Origin of the sequence: Agrococcus jenensis, assembly GCF_003752465.1 — a bacterium.
Taxonomy (GTDB): Bacteria; Actinomycetota; Actinomycetes; order Actinomycetales; family Microbacteriaceae; genus Agrococcus; species Agrococcus jenensis.
In genome coordinates, this window is sequence record NZ_RKHJ01000001.1 from 1,991,255 (window position 1) to 2,010,120 (window position 18,866).

10 protein-coding genes and 5 rRNA genes are annotated in these 18,866 nt (G+C 64.9%); 13 read left to right on the forward strand and 2 right to left on the reverse strand.

Going from position 1 to position 18,866, the window contains the following annotated elements:
- Positions 1-320: 320 nt before the first annotated feature.
- Positions 321-3,438: ribosomal RNA gene (locus tag EDD26_RS09830) — 23S ribosomal RNA — on the forward strand.
- A gap of 127 nt (positions 3,439-3,565) precedes the next feature.
- Positions 3,566-3,682 (forward strand): 5S ribosomal RNA (gene rrf, locus EDD26_RS09835).
- A gap of 43 nt (positions 3,683-3,725) precedes the next feature.
- Here rrf (EDD26_RS09835) and EDD26_RS09840 read toward each other — a convergent pair.
- Positions 3,726-4,769: a hypothetical protein gene (locus EDD26_RS09840; RefSeq protein WP_123697555.1), complete on the reverse strand. Its 1,044-nt coding sequence runs from the start codon at positions 4,767-4,769 to the stop codon at positions 3,726-3,728.
- Positions 4,770-4,802: 33 nt separating this feature from the next.
- Here EDD26_RS09840 and EDD26_RS09845 point away from each other — a divergent pair, with 33 nt between their 5' ends.
- From EDD26_RS09845 to rrf (EDD26_RS09865), 5 genes are all read left to right on the forward strand, one after another.
- The gene (locus EDD26_RS09845; RefSeq protein ID WP_123697556.1) at positions 4,803-5,873 is read left to right on the forward strand and encodes a hypothetical protein; all 1,071 of its coding nucleotides are present in this window, start codon (positions 4,803-4,805) and stop codon (positions 5,871-5,873) included.
- Entirely contained in the window at positions 5,873-6,904 is a 1,032-nt protein-coding gene (locus EDD26_RS09850; protein WP_123697557.1) for an HAD-IIA family hydrolase, read from the forward strand. Before EDD26_RS09845 ends, EDD26_RS09850 begins: the two co-directional genes overlap by 1 nt.
- A 529-nt stretch (positions 6,905-7,433) precedes the next feature.
- A 16S ribosomal RNA gene (locus EDD26_RS09855) occupies positions 7,434-8,956 on the forward strand.
- Between the two features lie 401 nt (positions 8,957-9,357).
- A 23S ribosomal RNA gene (locus tag EDD26_RS09860) occupies positions 9,358-12,475 on the forward strand.
- Positions 12,476-12,602: 127 nt separating this feature from the next.
- Positions 12,603-12,719: ribosomal RNA gene (rrf, locus tag EDD26_RS09865) — 5S ribosomal RNA — on the forward strand.
- The 16S, 23S and 5S rRNA genes sit together here, the layout of an rRNA operon.
- Positions 12,720-12,780: 61 nt before the next feature.
- On the opposite strand, the gene EDD26_RS09870 is transcribed toward rrf (EDD26_RS09865), so the two are convergent.
- On the reverse strand, positions 12,781-13,479 hold the full coding sequence (locus tag EDD26_RS09870; protein WP_245989842.1) for an aminoglycoside 3'-phosphotransferase: 699 nt from the start codon (positions 13,477-13,479) through the stop codon (positions 12,781-12,783).
- Positions 13,480-13,552: 73 nt separating this feature from the next.
- On the opposite strand from EDD26_RS09870, the gene EDD26_RS09875 reads away from it, so the two are divergent.
- Genes EDD26_RS09875 through recN form a run of 6 tightly spaced genes read left to right on the forward strand, consistent with a single transcriptional unit; the run spans position 13,553 to position 18,859 of the window.
- Complete coding sequence (locus EDD26_RS09875) at positions 13,553-14,353, forward strand: MBL fold metallo-hydrolase (protein WP_245989843.1); 801 nt, start codon at positions 13,553-13,555, stop codon at positions 14,351-14,353.
- Positions 14,354-14,355: 2 nt separating this feature from the next.
- A complete protein-coding gene (locus EDD26_RS09880; protein WP_123697558.1) occupies positions 14,356-15,336 on the forward strand; it encodes a Rossmann-fold NAD(P)-binding domain-containing protein in 981 nt (326 codons plus the stop codon).
- Positions 15,333-15,473 (forward strand): hypothetical protein, encoded by a 141-nt coding sequence (locus tag EDD26_RS14720; RefSeq protein WP_170165603.1) that lies wholly within the window; start codon positions 15,333-15,335, stop codon positions 15,471-15,473. The genes EDD26_RS09880 and EDD26_RS14720 overlap by 4 nt, the downstream gene beginning before the upstream one ends.
- On the forward strand, positions 15,466-16,269 hold the full coding sequence (locus EDD26_RS09885; RefSeq protein ID WP_123697559.1) for a TlyA family RNA methyltransferase: 804 nt from the start codon (positions 15,466-15,468) through the stop codon (positions 16,267-16,269). Before EDD26_RS14720 ends, EDD26_RS09885 begins: the two co-directional genes overlap by 8 nt.
- Entirely contained in the window at positions 16,266-17,168 is a 903-nt protein-coding gene (locus EDD26_RS09890; RefSeq protein WP_245989844.1) for an NAD kinase, read from the forward strand. Before EDD26_RS09885 ends, EDD26_RS09890 begins: the two co-directional genes overlap by 4 nt.
- Positions 17,165-18,859, forward strand: coding sequence for a DNA repair protein RecN (recN, locus tag EDD26_RS09895; RefSeq protein ID WP_123697561.1), 1,695 nt, complete (start codon positions 17,165-17,167; stop codon positions 18,857-18,859). Before EDD26_RS09890 ends, recN begins: the two co-directional genes overlap by 4 nt.
- Positions 18,860-18,866 lie beyond the last annotated feature (7 nt).

Here is an 18,866-nt window from a genome sequence, read left to right on the forward strand (position 1 = left end):
CATTGACATTGGCGCTCGGGGGATCTTCTCCCGCTCAGTACCGCTGCTCGCAGCGTGGAACGGTGGGGTGGGGGAGACCGGGTGCATGCACGCTGTTGGGTCCTGAGGGACCAGACGGCGCCTTTTGGCGTCTTCGGACTCCTCTGGACCGTATGGCTGAAGCGCAGTGCGCTGAGGCTGACGGTACCGACCGTATGTTGAGAACTACACAGTGGACGCGAGCATCTTAGATTCGAGCTTCGGCTCGAGTCAGATGATCTATATAGATCATTGGTCAGCAGCCTTCGGGCTGCCGATTAACCAACAATACTCATGTATGTGGTCAAATTTCTAAGAGCAAACGGTGGATGCCTTGGCATCTGGAGCCGATGAAGGACGTAGTAATCTGCGATAAGCCTCGGGGAGCTGATAAACAAGCTTCGATCCGAGGATCTCCGAATGGGGAAACCCCGCTGGGCGGCGTGCCGACCCAGTGACTCCCGCCTGAATATATAGGGCGGGTAGAGGGAACGTGGGGAAGTGAAACATCTCAGTACCCACAGGAAGAGAAAACAACAGTGATTCCGTAAGTAGTGGCGAGCGAACGCGGAAGAGGCTAAACCGATCGTGTGTGATAGCCGGCAGGCGTTGCACGATCGGGGTTGTGGGACATCTCAGCTGCTCTGCCGAGCAGCGAACGTTACAGACCGTGGTAGGCGAAGGACTTGGAAAGGTCCATCGAAGAGGGTGACAATCCCGTAGCCGAAACCATGCGATGGCGTGAGGTTCATCCCAAGTAGCACGGGGCCCGAGAAATCCCGTGTGAATCAGCCAGGACCACCTGGTAAGCCTAAATACTCCCAGATGACCGATAGCGGACAAGTACCGTGAGGGAAAGGTGAAAAGTACCCCGGGAGGGGAGTGAAATAGTACCTGAAACCGTTTGCTTACAAACCGTTGGAGCAGCCTTAGTAGCTGTGACAGCGTGCCTTTTGAAGAATGAGCCTGCGAGTTAGCGATATGTGGCGAGGTTAACCCGTGAGGGGTAGCCGTAGCGAAAGCGAGTCTGAATAGGGCGATTCAGTCGCATGTCCTAGACCCGAAGCGAAGTGATCTATCCATGGCCAGGTTGAAGCGAGGGTAAGACCTCGTGGAGGACCGAACCCACTTAGGTTGAAAACTGAGGGGATGAGCTGTGGATAGGGGTGAAAGGCCAATCAAACTTCGTGATAGCTGGTTCTCTCCGAAATGCATTTAGGTGCAGCGTTGCGTGTTTCTTGCCGGAGGTAGAGCTACTGGATGGCCGATGGGCCCCAAAAGGTTACTGACGTCAGCCAAACTCCGAATGCCGGTAAGTGAGAGCGCAGCAGTGAGACGGTGGGGGATAAGCTTCATCGTCGAGAGGGAAACAACCCAGACCACCGACTAAGGTCCCTAAGCATGTGCTAAGTGGAAAAGGATGTGGAGTTGCTTAGACAACCAGGAGGTTGGCTTAGAAGCAGCCACCCTTGAAAGAGTGCGTAATAGCTCACTGGTCAAGTGATTCTGCGCCGACAATTTAGCGGGGCTCAAGCACATCACCGAAGTCGTGGAATTCGTACAACAGCTCGGCCGCCCTCAAAAGCGGTCCAGGCGTACGGATTGGTAGGAGAGCGTCGTGTGGCGAGTGAAGCGGCGGAGTGATCCAGCCGTGGACGCCACACGAGTGAGAATGCAGGCATGAGTAGCGAAAGACATGTGAGAAACATGTCCTCCGAAAGACCAAGGGTTCCAGGGTCAAGCTAATCTTCCCTGGGTAAGCCGGGACCTAAGGCGAGGCCGACAGGCGTAGTCGATGGACATCAGGTTGATACTCCTGAGCTGGCGAAGAACCGCCCAAGTCAATCCAGTAATGCTAAGAGTCCGAATCCTTGGACCGATCCCTTCGGGGTGACGTCCTTGGGCTAGCACTCGACCCTATGCTGGTGCGGCTAGCGTATTAACAGGTGTGACGCAGGAAGGTAGCAGAACCGGGCCGATGGTTGAGTCCGGGTAAGCCGTAGGGCGTGGGATAGGCAAATCCGTCCCACACATAGCCTGAGAGCTTTGCCGAACCCTTAGAGGGAAGTCTGTGATCCTATGCTGCCTAGAAAAGCATCGACGCGAGGTTCTAGTCACCCGTACCCCAAACCGACTCAGGTGGTCAGGTAGAGAATACCAAGGAGATCGAGAGAATCGTGGTTAAGGAACTCGGCAAAATGCCCCCGTAACTTCGGGAGAAGGGGGGCCTGAGGCGTGACGGCACTAGCTGCCGGAAGCGTTTGAAGGCCGCAGAGACCAGTGGGAAGCGACTGTTTACTAAAAACACAGGTCCGTGCTAAGTCGCAAGACGATGTATACGGACTGACGCCTGCCCGGTGCTGGAAGGTTAAGAGGAAGGGTTAGCGCAAGCGAAGCTCAGAATTTAAGCCCCAGTAAACGGCGGTGGTAACTATAACCATCCTAAGGTAGCGAAATTCCTTGTCGGGTAAGTTCCGACCTGCACGAATGGCGTAACGACTTCCCAGCTGTCTCAACCGCGAACTCGGCGAAATTGCACTACGAGTAAAGATGCTCGTTACGCGCAGCAGGACGGAAAGACCCCGTGACCTTTACTACAGCTTGGTATTGGTGTTCGGTGTGGCTTGTGTAGGATAGGTGGGAGACTGTGAAGCTCGGACGCTAGTTCGGGTGGAGTCAATGTTGAAATACCACTCTGGTCACTCTGGATATCTAACTTCGAACCGTAATCCGGTTCAGGGACAGTGCCTGGTGGGTAGTTTAACTGGGGCGGTTGCCTCCCAAAAAGTAACGGAGGCGCCCAAAGGTTCCCTCAACCTGGTTGGCAATCAGGTGTCGAGTGTAAGTGCACAAGGGAGCTTGACTGTGACAGTGACAACTGGAGCAGGGACGAAAGTCGGGACTAGTGATCCGGCAGTGGCTTGTGGAAGCGCTGTCGCTCAACGGATAAAAGGTACCTCGGGGATAACAGGCTGATCTTGCCCAAGAGTCCATATCGACGGCATGGTTTGGCACCTCGATGTCGGCTCGTCGCATCCTGGGGCTGGAGTAGGTCCCAAGGGTTGGGCTGTTCGCCCATTAAAGCGGCACGCGAGCTGGGTTTAGAACGTCGTGAGACAGTTCGGTCCCTATCCGCTGCGCGCGTAGGAAGTTTGAGAGGATCTGACCCTAGTACGAGAGGACCGGGTTGGACGAACCTCTGGTGTGTCAGTTGTTCCGCCAGGAGCACCGCTGATTAGCTACGTTCGGGATGGATAACCGCTGAAAGCATCTAAGCGGGAAGCCGGCCTCAAGATGAGACTTCCATGCCTTCGGGCGAGAGGCTCCCAGCCAGACTACTGGGTTGATAGGCCGGATGTGGAAGTGGGGACTAAAGACCCATGAAGCTGACCGGTACTAATAAGCCGATAATTTGATAACACCTACATGAGCTTGCTGCTCGCGTCCACTTTGTGGTTCCCGATAGACGGTCGGGAACTGCAGCCCTCCACCCCGTGTCCCATCGACACCGTGTGGAGAGCTGTGCAGACTGAAACATCGATAGTGTTTCGGCGGCCATAGCGAGAGGGAAACGCCCGGTCACATTCCGAACCCGGAAGCTAAGGCTCTCAGCGCCGATGGTACTGCAGGGGGGACCCTGTGGGAGAGTAGGACACCGCCGGACTTACCTTGGAAAGGGGCCCCAGAACGATCTGGGGCCCCTTTTTTCATTTGTACGACCCTGATGGGAGCATGGTGCCATGAACGACCAGGCAGATCGCAGCTCCGATCGGAACGACGACCGACGTCGCCCCTCGGGCGACCGGCGTCCGCAGCGCGATGGAGATCGCCGTCCGCCGCGCGACGGTGACCGTCGGCCGCAGCGCGATGGTGACCGCCGCCCGCCGCAGGGCGATCGCAAGCCGTTCCGCTCGAGCGACACCGGCTACCGCGCCGGCGGGGACAGCCGTCCGCAGCGAGACGGCGACCGACGTCCGCCGCAGCGTGACGGAGAGCGTCGCTTCGGCGACCGCGACTCGCGACCGCCCCGCGATGGCGATCGTCGTCCGCCGCGCGATGGCGACCGTCGTCCGCCGCGCGATGGCGACCGCCGGCCGCCGCAGCGCGATGGTGAGCGTCGCTTCGGAGACCGCGATGCCCGTCCCCAGCGCGATGGAGACCGTCGCTTCGGCAATCGTGACTCGCGTCCGCAGCGCGACGGTGACCGGCGTCCTCCCCGTGATGGGGACCGTCGTCCGCCGCGCGACGGTGACCGCCGGCCTCCGCAGCGCGACGGCCAGCGCACCTTCGGCGACCGCGACTCCCGTCCGCAGCGCGATGGAGACCGTCGCTTCGGCGACCGTGACTCGCGTCCGCAGCGCGATGGCGACCGTCGCTTCGGCGACCGCGACTCCCGTCCGCAGCGCGATGGAGACCGTCGCTTCGGCGATCGTGACTCGCGTCCGCAGCGCGACGGTGACCGGCGTCCTCCTCGTGATGGGGACCGTCGTCCGCCCCAGCGCGACGGCCAGCGGAGCTTCGGCGCCCGCGACTCCCGTCCGCAGCCCGAGCGCAAGCCGCTGCGTCCCGGTGACACCGGCTACCGCGCCGATGGCTCCGACGGCCGGCTGGAGCGCGAGGCCGATCGGCGCCCGCCGCAGCGCGAGGGCCAGGGCTACGGCCGCGACGACCAGCGTCGACGCGACACGCAGCGCGAGCGCAACCAGGGTCCGCAGCGCGATGCCGCGCGCCCGGGCCGCGACTTCGAGCACCGAGGCGACGGCTCCGGCGAGAGCTTCAAGCAGGTGCGCGACGACGAGTTCGTGCCGCCGATCCTCCCCGACGACGTCGTCGCCGAGGACCTCGACATCGGCGCACGAGCGCAGCTGAAGACCCTGACGAAGGACAACGCGGAGTTCGTCGCGAAGCACATGGCCATGGCGTCGCGCTTCATCGACGACGACCCGCAGCTCGCGCACCAGCATGCGCTGGCGGCGGCGCGCCGCGCCGGTCGCATCGGCGTCGTGCGCGAGACGCTCGCGATCACCGCGTACCAGCTGGGTGACTTCGCGCTCGCGCTGCGCGAGCTGCGCACGTACCGGCGCATCACCGGCCGCGACGACCAGCTGCCGCTCATGGCGGACTGCGAGCGCGGGATGGGACGACCCGAGAAGGCGCTCGAGCTCGCTCGGTCGGTCGAGGCGGAGTCGCTCGACACCAACGTGCGGGTCGAGCTCGCGATCGTGAAGTCCGGCGCGCGACTCGACCTCGGGCAGGGCGAGGCGGCGCTCGAGGAGCTGCGCATCCCCGAGCTGCGCAAGGACAAGGCGTTCGAGTACAGCCCGGCGCTGTTCGCCAGCTACGGCGGTGTGCTCGAGGAGCTCGGTCGCGATGACGAAGCTGCGGAGTGGTTCGAGCTCGCGGATCGCGCGATCGATGCGCTTGAAGCGGCGCTCGCACCCGGTGAGCTCGAGGCGGTCTCGATCATCTCGGAGCGCGTCGATTCGGCGGAGGAGCCGGTTGATGACGCTGATGACGCTGATGACGCTGATGAGGCGGATGACGCGGATGACGCTGATGACGCTGATGAGGCGGATGACGCGGATGACGCTGATGAGGCGGATGACGCGGATGACGCGGATGACGCTGATGACGCTGATGAGGCGGATGACGCGGATGACGCTGATGACGCGGATGACGCGGATGACGCGGATGAGGCTGACGACGCTGATGAGCCCGAGCCGGCTGCTGAGCCCGAGCCGGCCGTCGACGACGCTCCGCCCGCGGAGGCTCCGGCGCCGCACGGCGACGCGCTCTTCGGCGACGCGCTCTTCGGCGACGAGCTGACCGACGAGCGGCGGGACGACGAGCGCTGATGGCGCTCTTCCGCAAGAGTGCCGCGGCGACCCCGCTCGACGGCATCGACTGCCTGTACATCGATCTCGACGGCGTCGTCTACCAGGGCGCGGCCGCGATCCCGCACGCCGTCGACAGCATCCGAGCGACGGGGCTGCCCACCGCGTACCTGACGAACAACGCGTCCCGCACCGACGCCGACGTCGCCGAGCACCTGTCGTCCTTCGGCCTCGAGGTGCGACCCGACCAGGTCGTGACGAGCCCGCAGGCCGCGATGCGGCTGCTCGCCCCGCACCTCGAGCCGGGCGATCCCGTGCTCGTCGTCGGGGGAGCGGGCATCGTCGTCGAGATCGAGTCGCGCGGGTGGCGGGTCGTGCGCGCTGCCGCTGATCGGCCGAAGGCTGTCGTGCAGGGCTTCCACCCCGAGGTCGGCTGGAAGGATCTCGCCGAGGCGGCGTTCGCGCTGCAGCGGAAGCCCGAGGACGGCGGCATCCCCTGGATCGCGACGAACGGGGACTGGACGATCCCCGTCGCCGGCGGCATCGCGCCGGGCAACGGCACCCTGGTCTCCGCGGTGCACACCGCGGTCGGCCGGCTCGCGGAGTTCGCAGGCAAGCCCGAGACGCCGATGTTCGAGCTCGCGACCGATCGCTTCGGCGCCAAGGCGCCGGCGATGATCGGCGATCGCCTCGACACCGACATCCTCGGCGCCCGCCGCACCGGCATCCGCTCGATCCTCGTGCTGACCGGCATCGACCGCGGCGCGAGCCTCATCGGTGCGGATGCGTCGATGCGGCCCGACCACGTGATCGAGGACCTGCGCGGACTGACCGCGCCGATCCTGCCGCTGCGCGAGACCCTCGAGACATCGACGGGCGACGTCTACTTCGAGGTGGGGACCGCCGCGGTGCGCCGCTCCGGCATCGACATCTCGCTCGTGCGCGCCGGCGAGCGTCCGGTCGACACGATCCGCGCTGCGTGCGCGGCGGTCTGGTCGGCCGACCGCCCGGTCCTCGGGCTCCGCGTCGCGCCGGAGCTGCTCGCGCTCTGAGGCGGGAGTCCGGGGCGACACGCCCGGGATGCGGCTGGTTTGGCGCGTGGGGGCTGGGCGCGTGTAACGTAATCCCTCGTCACCCCAAAGACGCAGAGCCGGACTGGCCAGCGGATCAAGAGGGACCACCTCCTCGCCGATAGGCGCCACGCTGTAGCGTGTCGCGTCTGGTGCGAGTACGGTGACAGATCACTTCAATGTTGACAGTGCGGAGCGCTCGGCGCGACGGACGGCTGCCTGGTGCGGTCGGCTGGCGCGGGTTCGGTTCTGCACCGCGTGTCGATTTGACACGGGCTGAGAAGTGGTTACGATAGAGAAGTTGCCCCGGCACGGATCCAGAGATGGTGAGGTACGGGAGCGTCTGATCCTTGAGAACTCAACAGCGTGCACAATGTCAAATGCCAAAATATTAACTCGTCGTCCCTTCGGGGACAACGATTCCTTTGGATGAGACAGATTGTCAGTAGACAGTCTATTTTGTCAGCATCAAACTCGCTGCCGTCGGCTTGCCGGCGGTATGCAACTTTTCTTTACGGAGAGTTTGATCCTGGCTCAGGACGAACGCTGGCGGCGTGCTTAACACATGCAAGTCGAACGATGAAGGAGGAGCTTGCTCCTCCGGATTAGTGGCGAACGGGTGAGTAATACGTGAGCAATGTGCCCTTGACTCTGGGATAAGCGCTGGAAACGGCGTCTAATACCGGATACGACGACCGGAGGCATCTCCTGGTCGTGGAAAGAACTTCGGTCAAGGATCAGCTCACGGCCTATCAGCTAGTTGGTGAGGTAACGGCTCACCAAGGCGACGACGGGTAGCCGGCCTGAGAGGGTGACCGGCCACACTGGGACTGAGACACGGCCCAGACTCCTACGGGAGGCAGCAGTGGGGAATATTGCACAATGGGCGCAAGCCTGATGCAGCAACGCCGCGTGAGGGACGAAGGCCTTCGGGTTGTAAACCTCTTTTAGCAGGGAAGAAGCGAAAGTGACGGTACCTGCAGAAAAAGCACCGGCTAACTACGTGCCAGCAGCCGCGGTAATACGTAGGGTGCAAGCGTTGTCCGGAATTATTGGGCGTAAAGAGCTCGTAGGCGGTTTGTCACGTCTGCTGTGAAAACCCGAGGCTCAACCTCGGGCTTGCAGTGGGTACGGGCAGACTAGAGTGCGGTAGGGGAGATTGGAATTCCTGGTGTAGCGGTGGAATGCGCAGATATCAGGAGGAACACCGATGGCGAAGGCAGATCTCTGGGCCGTAACTGACGCTGAGGAGCGAAAGCATGGGGAGCAAACAGGCTTAGATACCCTGGTAGTCCATGCCGTAAACGTTGGGAACTAGATGTGGGGACCATTCCACGGTCTCCGTGTCGTAGCTAACGCATTAAGTTCCCCGCCTGGGGAGTACGGCCGCAAGGCTAAAACTCAAAGGAATTGACGGGGGCCCGCACAAGCGGCGGAGCATGCGGATTAATTCGATGCAACGCGAAGAACCTTACCAAGGCTTGACATATACGAGAACGCACTGGAGACAGTGAACTCTTTGGACACTCGTATACAGGTGGTGCATGGTTGTCGTCAGCTCGTGTCGTGAGATGTTGGGTTAAGTCCCGCAACGAGCGCAACCCTCGTCCTATGTTGCCAGCACGTAATGGTGGGAACTCATGGGATACTGCCGGGGTCAACTCGGAGGAAGGTGGGGATGAGGTCAAATCATCATGCCCCTTATGTCTTGGGCTTCACGCATGCTACAATGGCCGGTACAATGGGCAGCGATACCGCAAGGTGGAGCGAATCCCAAAAAGCCGGTCTCAGTTCGGATTGAGGTCTGCAACTCGACCTCATGAAGTCGGAGTCGCTAGTAATCGTAGATCAGCAACGCTACGGTGAATACGTTCCCGGGCCTTGTACACACCGCCCGTCAAGTCATGAAAGTCGGTAACACCCGAAGCCAGTGGCCTAACCTTTTGGAGGGAGCTGTCGAAGGTGGGATCGGTGATTAGGACTAAGTCGTAACAAGGTAGCCGTACCGGAAGGTGCGGCTGGATCACCTCCTTTCTAAGGAGCATCTCGCCGGCTTAGCCGGCGCAGAGCCACTTCGGTCGCACACGTCGACCGGTGGTCAGCTCAAGGGTGGAACATTGACATTGGCGCTCGGGGGATCTTCTCCCGCTCAGTACCGCTGCTCGCAGCGTGGAACGGTGGGGTGGGGGAGACCGGGTGCATGCACGCTGTTGGGTCCTGAGGGACCAGACGGCGCCTTTTGGCGTCTTCGGACTCCTCTGGACCGTATGGCTGAAGCGCAGTGCGCTGAGGCTGACGGTACCGACCGTATGTTGAGAACTACACAGTGGACGCGAGCATCTTAGATTCGAGCTTCGGCTCGAGTCAGATGATCTATATAGATCATTGGTCAGCAGCCTTCGGGCTGCCGATTAACCAACAATACTCATGTATGTGGTCAAATTTCTAAGAGCAAACGGTGGATGCCTTGGCATCTGGAGCCGATGAAGGACGTAGTAATCTGCGATAAGCCTCGGGGAGCTGATAAACAAGCTTCGATCCGAGGATCTCCGAATGGGGAAACCCCGCTGGGCGGCGTGCCGACCCAGTGACTCCCGCCTGAATATATAGGGCGGGTAGAGGGAACGTGGGGAAGTGAAACATCTCAGTACCCACAGGAAGAGAAAACAACAGTGATTCCGTAAGTAGTGGCGAGCGAACGCGGAAGAGGCTAAACCGATCGTGTGTGATAGCCGGCAGGCGTTGCACGATCGGGGTTGTGGGACATCTCAGCTGCTCTGCCGAGCAGCGAACGTTACAGACCGTGGTAGGCGAAGGACTTGGAAAGGTCCATCGAAGAGGGTGACAATCCCGTAGCCGAAACCATGCGATGGCGTGAGGTTCATCCCAAGTAGCACGGGGCCCGAGAAATCCCGTGTGAATCAGCCAGGACCACCTGGTAAGCCTAAATACTCCCAGATGACCGATAGCGGACAAGTACCGTGAGGGAAAGGTGAAAAGTACCCCGGGAGGGGAGTGAAATAGTACCTGAAACCGTTTGCTTACAAACCGTTGGAGCAGCCTTAGTAGCTGTGACAGCGTGCCTTTTGAAGAATGAGCCTGCGAGTTAGCGATATGTGGCGAGGTTAACCCGTGAGGGGTAGCCGTAGCGAAAGCGAGTCTGAATAGGGCGATTCAGTCGCATGTCCTAGACCCGAAGCGAAGTGATCTATCCATGGCCAGGTTGAAGCGAGGGTAAGACCTCGTGGAGGACCGAACCCACTTAGGTTGAAAACTGAGGGGATGAGCTGTGGATAGGGGTGAAAGGCCAATCAAACTTCGTGATAGCTGGTTCTCTCCGAAATGCATTTAGGTGCAGCGTTGCGTGTTTCTTGCCGGAGGTAGAGCTACTGGATGGCCGATGGGCCCCAAAAGGTTACTGACGTCAGCCAAACTCCGAATGCCGGTAAGTGAGAGCGCAGCAGTGAGACGGTGGGGGATAAGCTTCATCGTCGAGAGGGAAACAACCCAGACCACCGACTAAGGTCCCTAAGCATGTGCTAAGTGGAAAAGGATGTGGAGTTGCTTAGACAACCAGGAGGTTGGCTTAGAAGCAGCCACCCTTGAAAGAGTGCGTAATAGCTCACTGGTCAAGTGATTCTGCGCCGACAATTTAGCGGGGCTCAAGCACATCACCGAAGTCGTGGAATTCGTACAACAGCTCGGCCGCCCTCAAAAGCGGTCCAGGCGTACGGATTGGTAGGAGAGCGTCGTGTGGCGAGTGAAGCGGCGGAGTGATCCAGCCGTGGACGCCACACGAGTGAGAATGCAGGCATGAGTAGCGAAAGACATGTGAGAAACATGTCCTCCGAAAGACCAAGGGTTCCAGGGTCAAGCTAATCTTCCCTGGGTAAGCCGGGACCTAAGGCGAGGCCGACAGGCGTAGTCGATGGACATCAGGTTGATACTCCTGAGCTGGCGAAGAACCGCCCAAGTCAATCCAGTAATGCTAAGAGTCCGAATCCTTGGACCGATCCCTTCGGGGTGACGTCCTTGGGCTAGCACTCGACCCTATGCTGGTGCGGCTAGCGTATTAACAGGTGTGACGCAGGAAGGTAGCAGAACCGGGCCGATGGTTGAGTCCGGGTAAGCCGTAGGGCGTGGGATAGGCAAATCCGTCCCACACATAGCCTGAGAGCTTTGCCGAACCCTTAGAGGGAAGTCTGTGATCCTATGCTGCCTAGAAAAGCATCGACGCGAGGTTCTAGTCACCCGTACCCCAAACCGACTCAGGTGGTCAGGTAGAGAATACCAAGGAGATCGAGAGAATCGTGGTTAAGGAACTCGGCAAAATGCCCCCGTAACTTCGGGAGAAGGGGGGCCTGAGGCGTGACGGCACTAGCTGCCGGAAGCGTTTGAAGGCCGCAGAGACCAGTGGGAAGCGACTGTTTACTAAAAACACAGGTCCGTGCTAAGTCGCAAGACGATGTATACGGACTGACGCCTGCCCGGTGCTGGAAGGTTAAGAGGAAGGGTTAGCGCAAGCGAAGCTCAGAATTTAAGCCCCAGTAAACGGCGGTGGTAACTATAACCATCCTAAGGTAGCGAAATTCCTTGTCGGGTAAGTTCCGACCTGCACGAATGGCGTAACGACTTCCCAGCTGTCTCAACCGCGAACTCGGCGAAATTGCACTACGAGTAAAGATGCTCGTTACGCGCAGCAGGACGGAAAGACCCCGTGACCTTTACTACAGCTTGGTATTGGTGTTCGGTGTGGCTTGTGTAGGATAGGTGGGAGACTGTGAAGCTCGGACGCTAGTTCGGGTGGAGTCAATGTTGAAATACCACTCTGGTCACTCTGGATATCTAACTTCGAACCGTAATCCGGTTCAGGGACAGTGCCTGGTGGGTAGTTTAACTGGGGCGGTTGCCTCCCAAAAAGTAACGGAGGCGCCCAAAGGTTCCCTCAACCTGGTTGGCAATCAGGTGTCGAGTGTAAGTGCACAAGGGAGCTTGACTGTGACAGTGACAACTGGAGCAGGGACGAAAGTCGGGACTAGTGATCCGGCAGTGGCTTGTGGAAGCGCTGTCGCTCAACGGATAAAAGGTACCTCGGGGATAACAGGCTGATCTTGCCCAAGAGTCCATATCGACGGCATGGTTTGGCACCTCGATGTCGGCTCGTCGCATCCTGGGGCTGGAGTAGGTCCCAAGGGTTGGGCTGTTCGCCCATTAAAGCGGCACGCGAGCTGGGTTTAGAACGTCGTGAGACAGTTCGGTCCCTATCCGCTGCGCGCGTAGGAAGTTTGAGAGGATCTGACCCTAGTACGAGAGGACCGGGTTGGACGAACCTCTGGTGTGTCAGTTGTTCCGCCAGGAGCACCGCTGATTAGCTACGTTCGGGATGGATAACCGCTGAAAGCATCTAAGCGGGAAGCCGGCCTCAAGATGAGACTTCCATGCCTTCGGGCGAGAGGCTCCCAGCCAGACTACTGGGTTGATAGGCCGGATGTGGAAGTGGGGACTAAAGACCCATGAAGCTGACCGGTACTAATAAGCCGATAATTTGATAACACCTACATGAGCTTGCTGCTCGCGTCCACTTTGTGGTTCCCGATAGACGGTCGGGAACTGCAGCCCTCCACCCCGTGTCCCATCGACACCGTGTGGAGAGCTGTGCAGACTGAAACATCGATAGTGTTTCGGCGGCCATAGCGAGAGGGAAACGCCCGGTCACATTCCGAACCCGGAAGCTAAGGCTCTCAGCGCCGATGGTACTGCAGGGGGGACCCTGTGGGAGAGTAGGACACCGCCGGACTTACCTTGGAAAGGGGCCCCAGAACGATCTGGGGCCCCTTTTTTCATTTGTACGAGCGTGCTCAGAGAGGCGGCGCCCAGAGCGCTCGCCACCGCGCGAGCCGCCTGGCGTCGCTGCGTGCGCCGTAGGCGTCCCAGAACGCCGGCTCGGCAGCGCCGAGTCCGTTCCATGCCAACGACCACGATGCGATGGCGAGGTCGGACCAACGGTCCCCGATGCCCGCGTCACCCAGGTCGACGAGTCCTGCGAAGGCACCTCCGGCGACGAGCGTGTTCGGTGCGCAGGGGTCGCCGTGACAGACCACCGGGTCGTCGATCCGCTGCGACGCGGCCCAGGACGGCGCGGGGAAGGGGCAGTCGGCGGCGGGCAGCGCGTGCAGCCGCCGCAGGCCCTCGCCGAGCGCCGCTGCTGCGCGCTCCGGATGCTGCAGCGACGTCTCGGTCACGATGGACACCCCGTGGATCGCCTCGGCGATGAGGACATCACCGGTCGGGTCCCTCAGCAGCCCGACGACGACAGGCACCCGCATGCCTGCCCGCGCGAGCCAACGCATGCGCTGCGCCTCGCCGGCGAGCGAGGCCGGGCTGTCGGCGGGATCCCACTTCGCGAAGAGCGTTCCGCTCGGCCGCTCGATGCGCGCCGTCATGCCGCCGAGCTCGTTCTGCCAGACGAGCGTCACTGCGTCGTCGCCGGCGATGCGCACGATGGCCGTCGGCACCGGCGTTCCCGCTGGCGGGAGACCGGCGGCTGCTGCGGGCACGACCCGACGCTACCCCCGGGTGACCAGCATGAGGCTCTGGCGGTTCCCAGGCCGCTGGAGTGGGATGGGGGCCATGAGCAGGACGACCCCCTCCGAACGACCGCTCGGTGCCGTGCGGCGCCGACAGCGCGCGCTGTTCCGCCGTGACATCGCGCCGGGCGTGCACATGCTGCAGCACGCCTCCGCCAACGCGTACCTGATCGAGGACGGCGGTGCCATCACTCTCGTCGACGCGCTCTTCCCCTCCAGCCATCGGCACCTCGAGCGTGCGCTCGCGGCGATCGGCCGCAGCGCTGCCGATGTACGAGCACTCGTGCTGACGCACGCGCACTTCGATCACCTCGGGATGGCCGCTGGGCTCCGCGACGCGGGCGTGCCGATCTGGCTCCACCCGGCGGACGCGCCGATCGCGGCGCATCCCTACAGCTACCGGCCCGCGCGGCCGAGGCTGCTCTACCCGCTGCGGTTCCCCGCGGCGCTGCCGATCCTCACCGCGATGGTGAACGTCGGCGCGCTCGGAGTCCAGGGCATCCGTGAGCACTCGGCGCTCGAGCACGGCACGACGCTCGACGTGCCCGGCGCGCCGCGCGTGCTCGCGACGCCGGGGCACACCGATGGGCACGTCGCCCTGCACCTGCCCGACCGCGATGCGGTCATCGTGGGCGACGCCCTCGTCACCCTCGACCCCTACACGGCCAAGACGGGTCCGCGCGTCGTCGCGGCTGCGGCCACGAACGATCCGGAGCTCGCGCTCGCGTCGCTCGAGGTGCTGGAGCGCACGGGGGCGAACGCGGTGCTCCCCGGCCACGGTGACGCGTGGCTCGAGGGCATCGGCGGCGCGGTCGCGGCTGCGCGGGCAGCGGGGATCGACTGACGATGACCCGGCGCGTGCTCGTGCTCGGCGGCACGCGATGGCTCGGCGCGCTCGTGGCGGCGGGCCACGTCGCGGAGGGCGCTGAGGTCGTGTGCCTCGCGCGCGGGACGGGGGGACCGGTCGCGGACGGCGCCCACCTCGTGGTGGGCGACCGAGACCGCCACGACGCCTACGACGCGCTCGAAGGGGAGTGGGATGAGGTCGTCGACGTGACGAGCGTGCCCACGCACGCGTCGGGCGCGCTCGACGAGCTCGCCGACCGGGCGCGGCACTGGACGTTCGTCTCGTCGGTCTCCGCGCAGCGCGTCGAGGGTGCGCCCGTCGGCGCGGACGAGGACGACGACCTCGTGCCCGAGGACGGCTCCGGCGACGACTACGCCGGGGCGAAGGCCTGGATCGAGCGCGCGGCGCGGGCACGGCTCGGCGAGCGGCTCGCCATCGTCCGGCCGGGGCTCATCGGAGGGCCTGGTGACCCGAGCGGGCGCTTCGGCTACTGGGTCGGCAGGTTCGCGCTCGCCGGCACCGGACCGGTGCTCGTGCCGGCCAGGGATCAGCCGACGCAGACGATCGACGTGCGCGACCTCGCCGCGTTCCTGGTGGAGCGCGCACCGGATCGCAGCGACGTCGTCAACGCGGTGGGCGCCGAGACGGCGCTGCACCGGCTCATCGCGACGGCGAGGGAGGTCGCGGGCCACTTGGGCGAGCTCGTGCTCGCCTCCGACGACGCGCTGGCCGCGCTCGACATCGGGCACTGGGCGGGGCCTCGCGCGCTCACGCTCACGCTGCCCGCGGCGATCGCCTCGCACGCGCAGCGCTCGAGCGCCCGGTACCGCGCGGCGGGCGGGACGCACCGCCACCTCCGGGCGACGCTCGAGGCCGCGCACGCCGACGAGCGAGCCCTGGGCCCGGGTCGCGACAGCCCTACGCGGCTCTCGCGCGCCGACGAGCTGGCCGCGATCGATTCGCTAGCCTCGGAGGCATGACCGACCACGACAGCGCGGTCGACGGACTCGTCGACGAGCTCGACCTGCTCGAGCAGCAGCCGCTCGAGGAGCGCGCCGACCAGCTCGCCCGCATCCACGACCGGCTGCAGGCCGAGCTCGGGGCGGTGCGTGGCTGACGAGCCCGGCACCGGCGCCGTCCGGCTCGACCAGGCGCTCGTCGAGCGCGGCCTCGTCCGCAGCCGCACGCAGGCGCAGCAGCGCATCGCCGAGGGGCTCGTCGCGGTCGACGGCCGAACGGTCCTGAAGCCGAGCCACAGGGTCGCTGCCGATGCCGACGTCGCGGTCTCCGGCGGCGATGCCTGGGTGTCGCGCGCGGCGCACAAGCTGCTCGCCGCGCTCGACGCCTTCGCCGTCGACCCCGCAGGACGTCGTGCCCTCGACGCCGGCGCCTCGACTGGGGGCTTCACCCAGGTGCTGCTCGCGCGGGGCGCCGAGCACGTCACGGCGCTCGACGTCGGGCACGACCAGTTCCAGCTCGACGTCGCGGCGCACCCCATCACCCTCATCGAGGGCACGAACGTGCGCGACCTGCAGCCCGGCGCGATCGAGCCGCCGCCGACGCTCGTCACCGCGGACCTCTCGTTCATCTCCCTCGGCCTCGCGATCCCGCCGCTCCGCGGGGTCGCGGCGCCCGACGCCGACTGGATCGTGCTCATCAAGCCGCAGTTCGAGGTGGGCAGGACGGGCGTGCGCGAGGGCATCGTCACCGACCCGGGACTGCGCGCGCAGGCGATCGAGCAGGTGCTGTGGTCGGCGTGGGATGCGGGGCTCGGCACCGCCGGCCTCATCGCCAGCCCGATCGTCGGCGCGCGCGGCAACCTCGAGTACCTCGCGCACCTCACGGCGACCGGCGGCGCGAATCCGACAGAATGGCTGGACGCGTCCGCGCGACTGTCGAGGGAGGCACGGTGAGCGACCGCAGGTTCCTGCTCGCGTTCCACCCCGGACGCGAAGAGGCGGTCACGACGGCCGCGTCCATCGCCGCCCGCCTGCTGCAGGCGGGCGTCATCCCGGTCGTGCTCGGCGAGGACCGCGACGTGCTGCTCGCCAGCCGCGACGGCCTCGACGCCGTCGAGCCGCACCACCCGGGCGACGAGCACGAGGTCGAGCTCATCATGACGCTCGGCGGCGACGGCACCATCCTGCGCGCAGCCGAGCTGCAGCGCGAGATCGGTGCACCGCTGCTGGGCATCAACCTCGGCCACGTCGGCTTCCTCGCCGAGGCGGAGGTCGCAGAGACCGCCGAGGTGGTCGAGCGCGCGCTGCTGCGCGACTACGAGGTCGAGCAGCGGCTGACGCTGCGCGTGCGCGTCTTCGACGACGGTGAGCTCGTGCACGAGACGTGGGCGGTCAACGAGGCGGCGATCGAGAAGGTCGGCGCCGGCCGCATGATCTCGACGCTGCTCGAGATCGACGGGCGCCCCATCTCGTCGTTCGGCACCGATGCCGTGCTGCTCGCGACCCCGACGGGCTCGACCGCGTACTCGTTCTCGGCCGGCGGCCCGATCATCTGGCCGACCGCCGAGGTGCTGCTGCTCGTGCCGCTCGGTGCGCACGCCCTCTTCACCCGGCCGCTCGTCGTGGCGCCCACGTCGACGCTCGCGGTGACGATCGCGGAGGACTCCACGAGCGCGGCGATGCTGTGGTGCGACTCGCGCCGCTCGTTCCCGCTGCCGCAGGGCTCCCGCATCGAGGCGACCCGCGACGCGCGTCCGCTGCGCCTCGCGCGCCTCTCGCGGGCGCCGTTCGCCGACCGGCTCGTCGCGAAGTTCCACCTGCCCGTCGAGGGCTTCCGGCGGCCGCGACCGTGACCCGCCTCGACGAGTTGACGATCCGCTCGCTGGGCGTGATCGACGAGGCGCGGGTGCCGGTGGGCGCGGGCTTCACCGCGATCACCGGCGAGACGGGTGCGGGCAAGACGATGCTCGTGCAGGCGCTCGCGCTCCTGCGGGGCGAGCGCGCCGATGCGGGCGTCATCCGCGCGGGCGAGGAGCGCGCGGCGGTGCAGGGCGTCTGGATCGTCGATGACCCGGAGGCGGTCGCGCTCGTCGAGGACGCCGGCGGCAGCGTCGACGAGGGCGAGCTGATCCTCGGCCGGGCGCTCACGCGCACGGGGGATGGTGCCGGCAGGTCCCGAGCACAGGCCGGCGGTGCCGCCGTGCCGGCGGGACTGCTCCGCGAGCTCGCCGACCGGCTCGTCGCGGTGCACGGCCAGTCCGACCAGCAGCGGCTCCGCTCCGCGGAGGCGCAGGCGGATGCGCTCGACCGCGCGGCCGGCGAGCCGCTCCGCGCGCTGCTCGCCGAGTACCGGGCCGAGCACGCGGCCTGGGCCGACGCGCGCGACGCGGCAGCGCGCATCCGCGGCGAGCACGACGCGCGCGCGGCCGAGGCCGACGCGATCCGCGTCGAGCTCGAGGACCTCGAGGCGGTCGACCCGCAGCCGGGGGAGCAGGACGCGCTCGCAGCGCTCGCGCACCGGCTCGAGCATGCCGAGGGGCTGCGGCTGCAGCTCGCCGAGGCGCGGGCCGCGCTCGCGAACGACGAGGACGAGCCGGACGCGGTCACGCTCGCCGGGCACGCGCGGCGCCTCGTGGAGCGCGCGGCCGGCGACGACGGCTCGCTCGCCGATGCGCTCGACCTGCTCGTGCAGGCGGATGCGCTGCTGCAGGAGGCGTCGTCGGCGATCGTCCGCGCGCTCGACGACCTCGAGCGCCCCGAGCGCAGCCTCGACGAGGTGCAGGAGCGGCGCGCGGCGCTCACGGCGCTCGAGCGGCGCATCGGCAGGGCGCTCGACGAGGCGCTCGAGGCGGCGCCCCCCGCGGCGCTCCGGCTCGTCGAGCTCGAGGGCGACGACGCAGAGCTCGCGCGGCTCGACGCCGAGGAGGCGGCCCACCTCGCGGCAGCGACCGCGGTGGCCGACCGGCTGAGCGCGATGCGGCACGACGCCGCCCGCCGCCTCGAGCAGGCGGTCGGCGCTGAGCTGCGCGCGCTCGCGATGCCCGACGCGCGGCTCGTCGTCGAGGTGGAGCAGCTGCCCGACCTCGGTGAGCACGGCCGCGACCGGGTCACGATGCTGCTCGCCCCGCATCCCGGAGCCGACCCGCGCCCGGTGCAGAAGGGCGCGTCCGGCGGCGAGCTCAGCCGCATCATGCTCGCGATCGAGGTCGCGCTCGCCGACGAGAGCGTGCCCACCATGGTCTTCGACGAGGTCGACGCCGGCGTCGGCGGCGCTGCCGCGACCGAGATCGGCCGCCGGCTCGCGCGGCTCGCGCAGCACTGCCAGGTGATCGTCGTCACGCACCTCGCGCAGGTCGCCGCCTTCGCCGAGAGCCACGTGCGCGTCGTGAAGGGCACCGACGGCCGCATCACCGCGTCCCAGGTCGCCCTGGTGGAGGGCGACGAGCGCCTGGCCGAGCTGGCGCGCATGCTGTCGGGCAGCGCATCCGACACGGCCCTCGCCCACGCGCGCGAGCTGCTGGCTCACAGCACCGTCGTGGGATAGGCTCGAA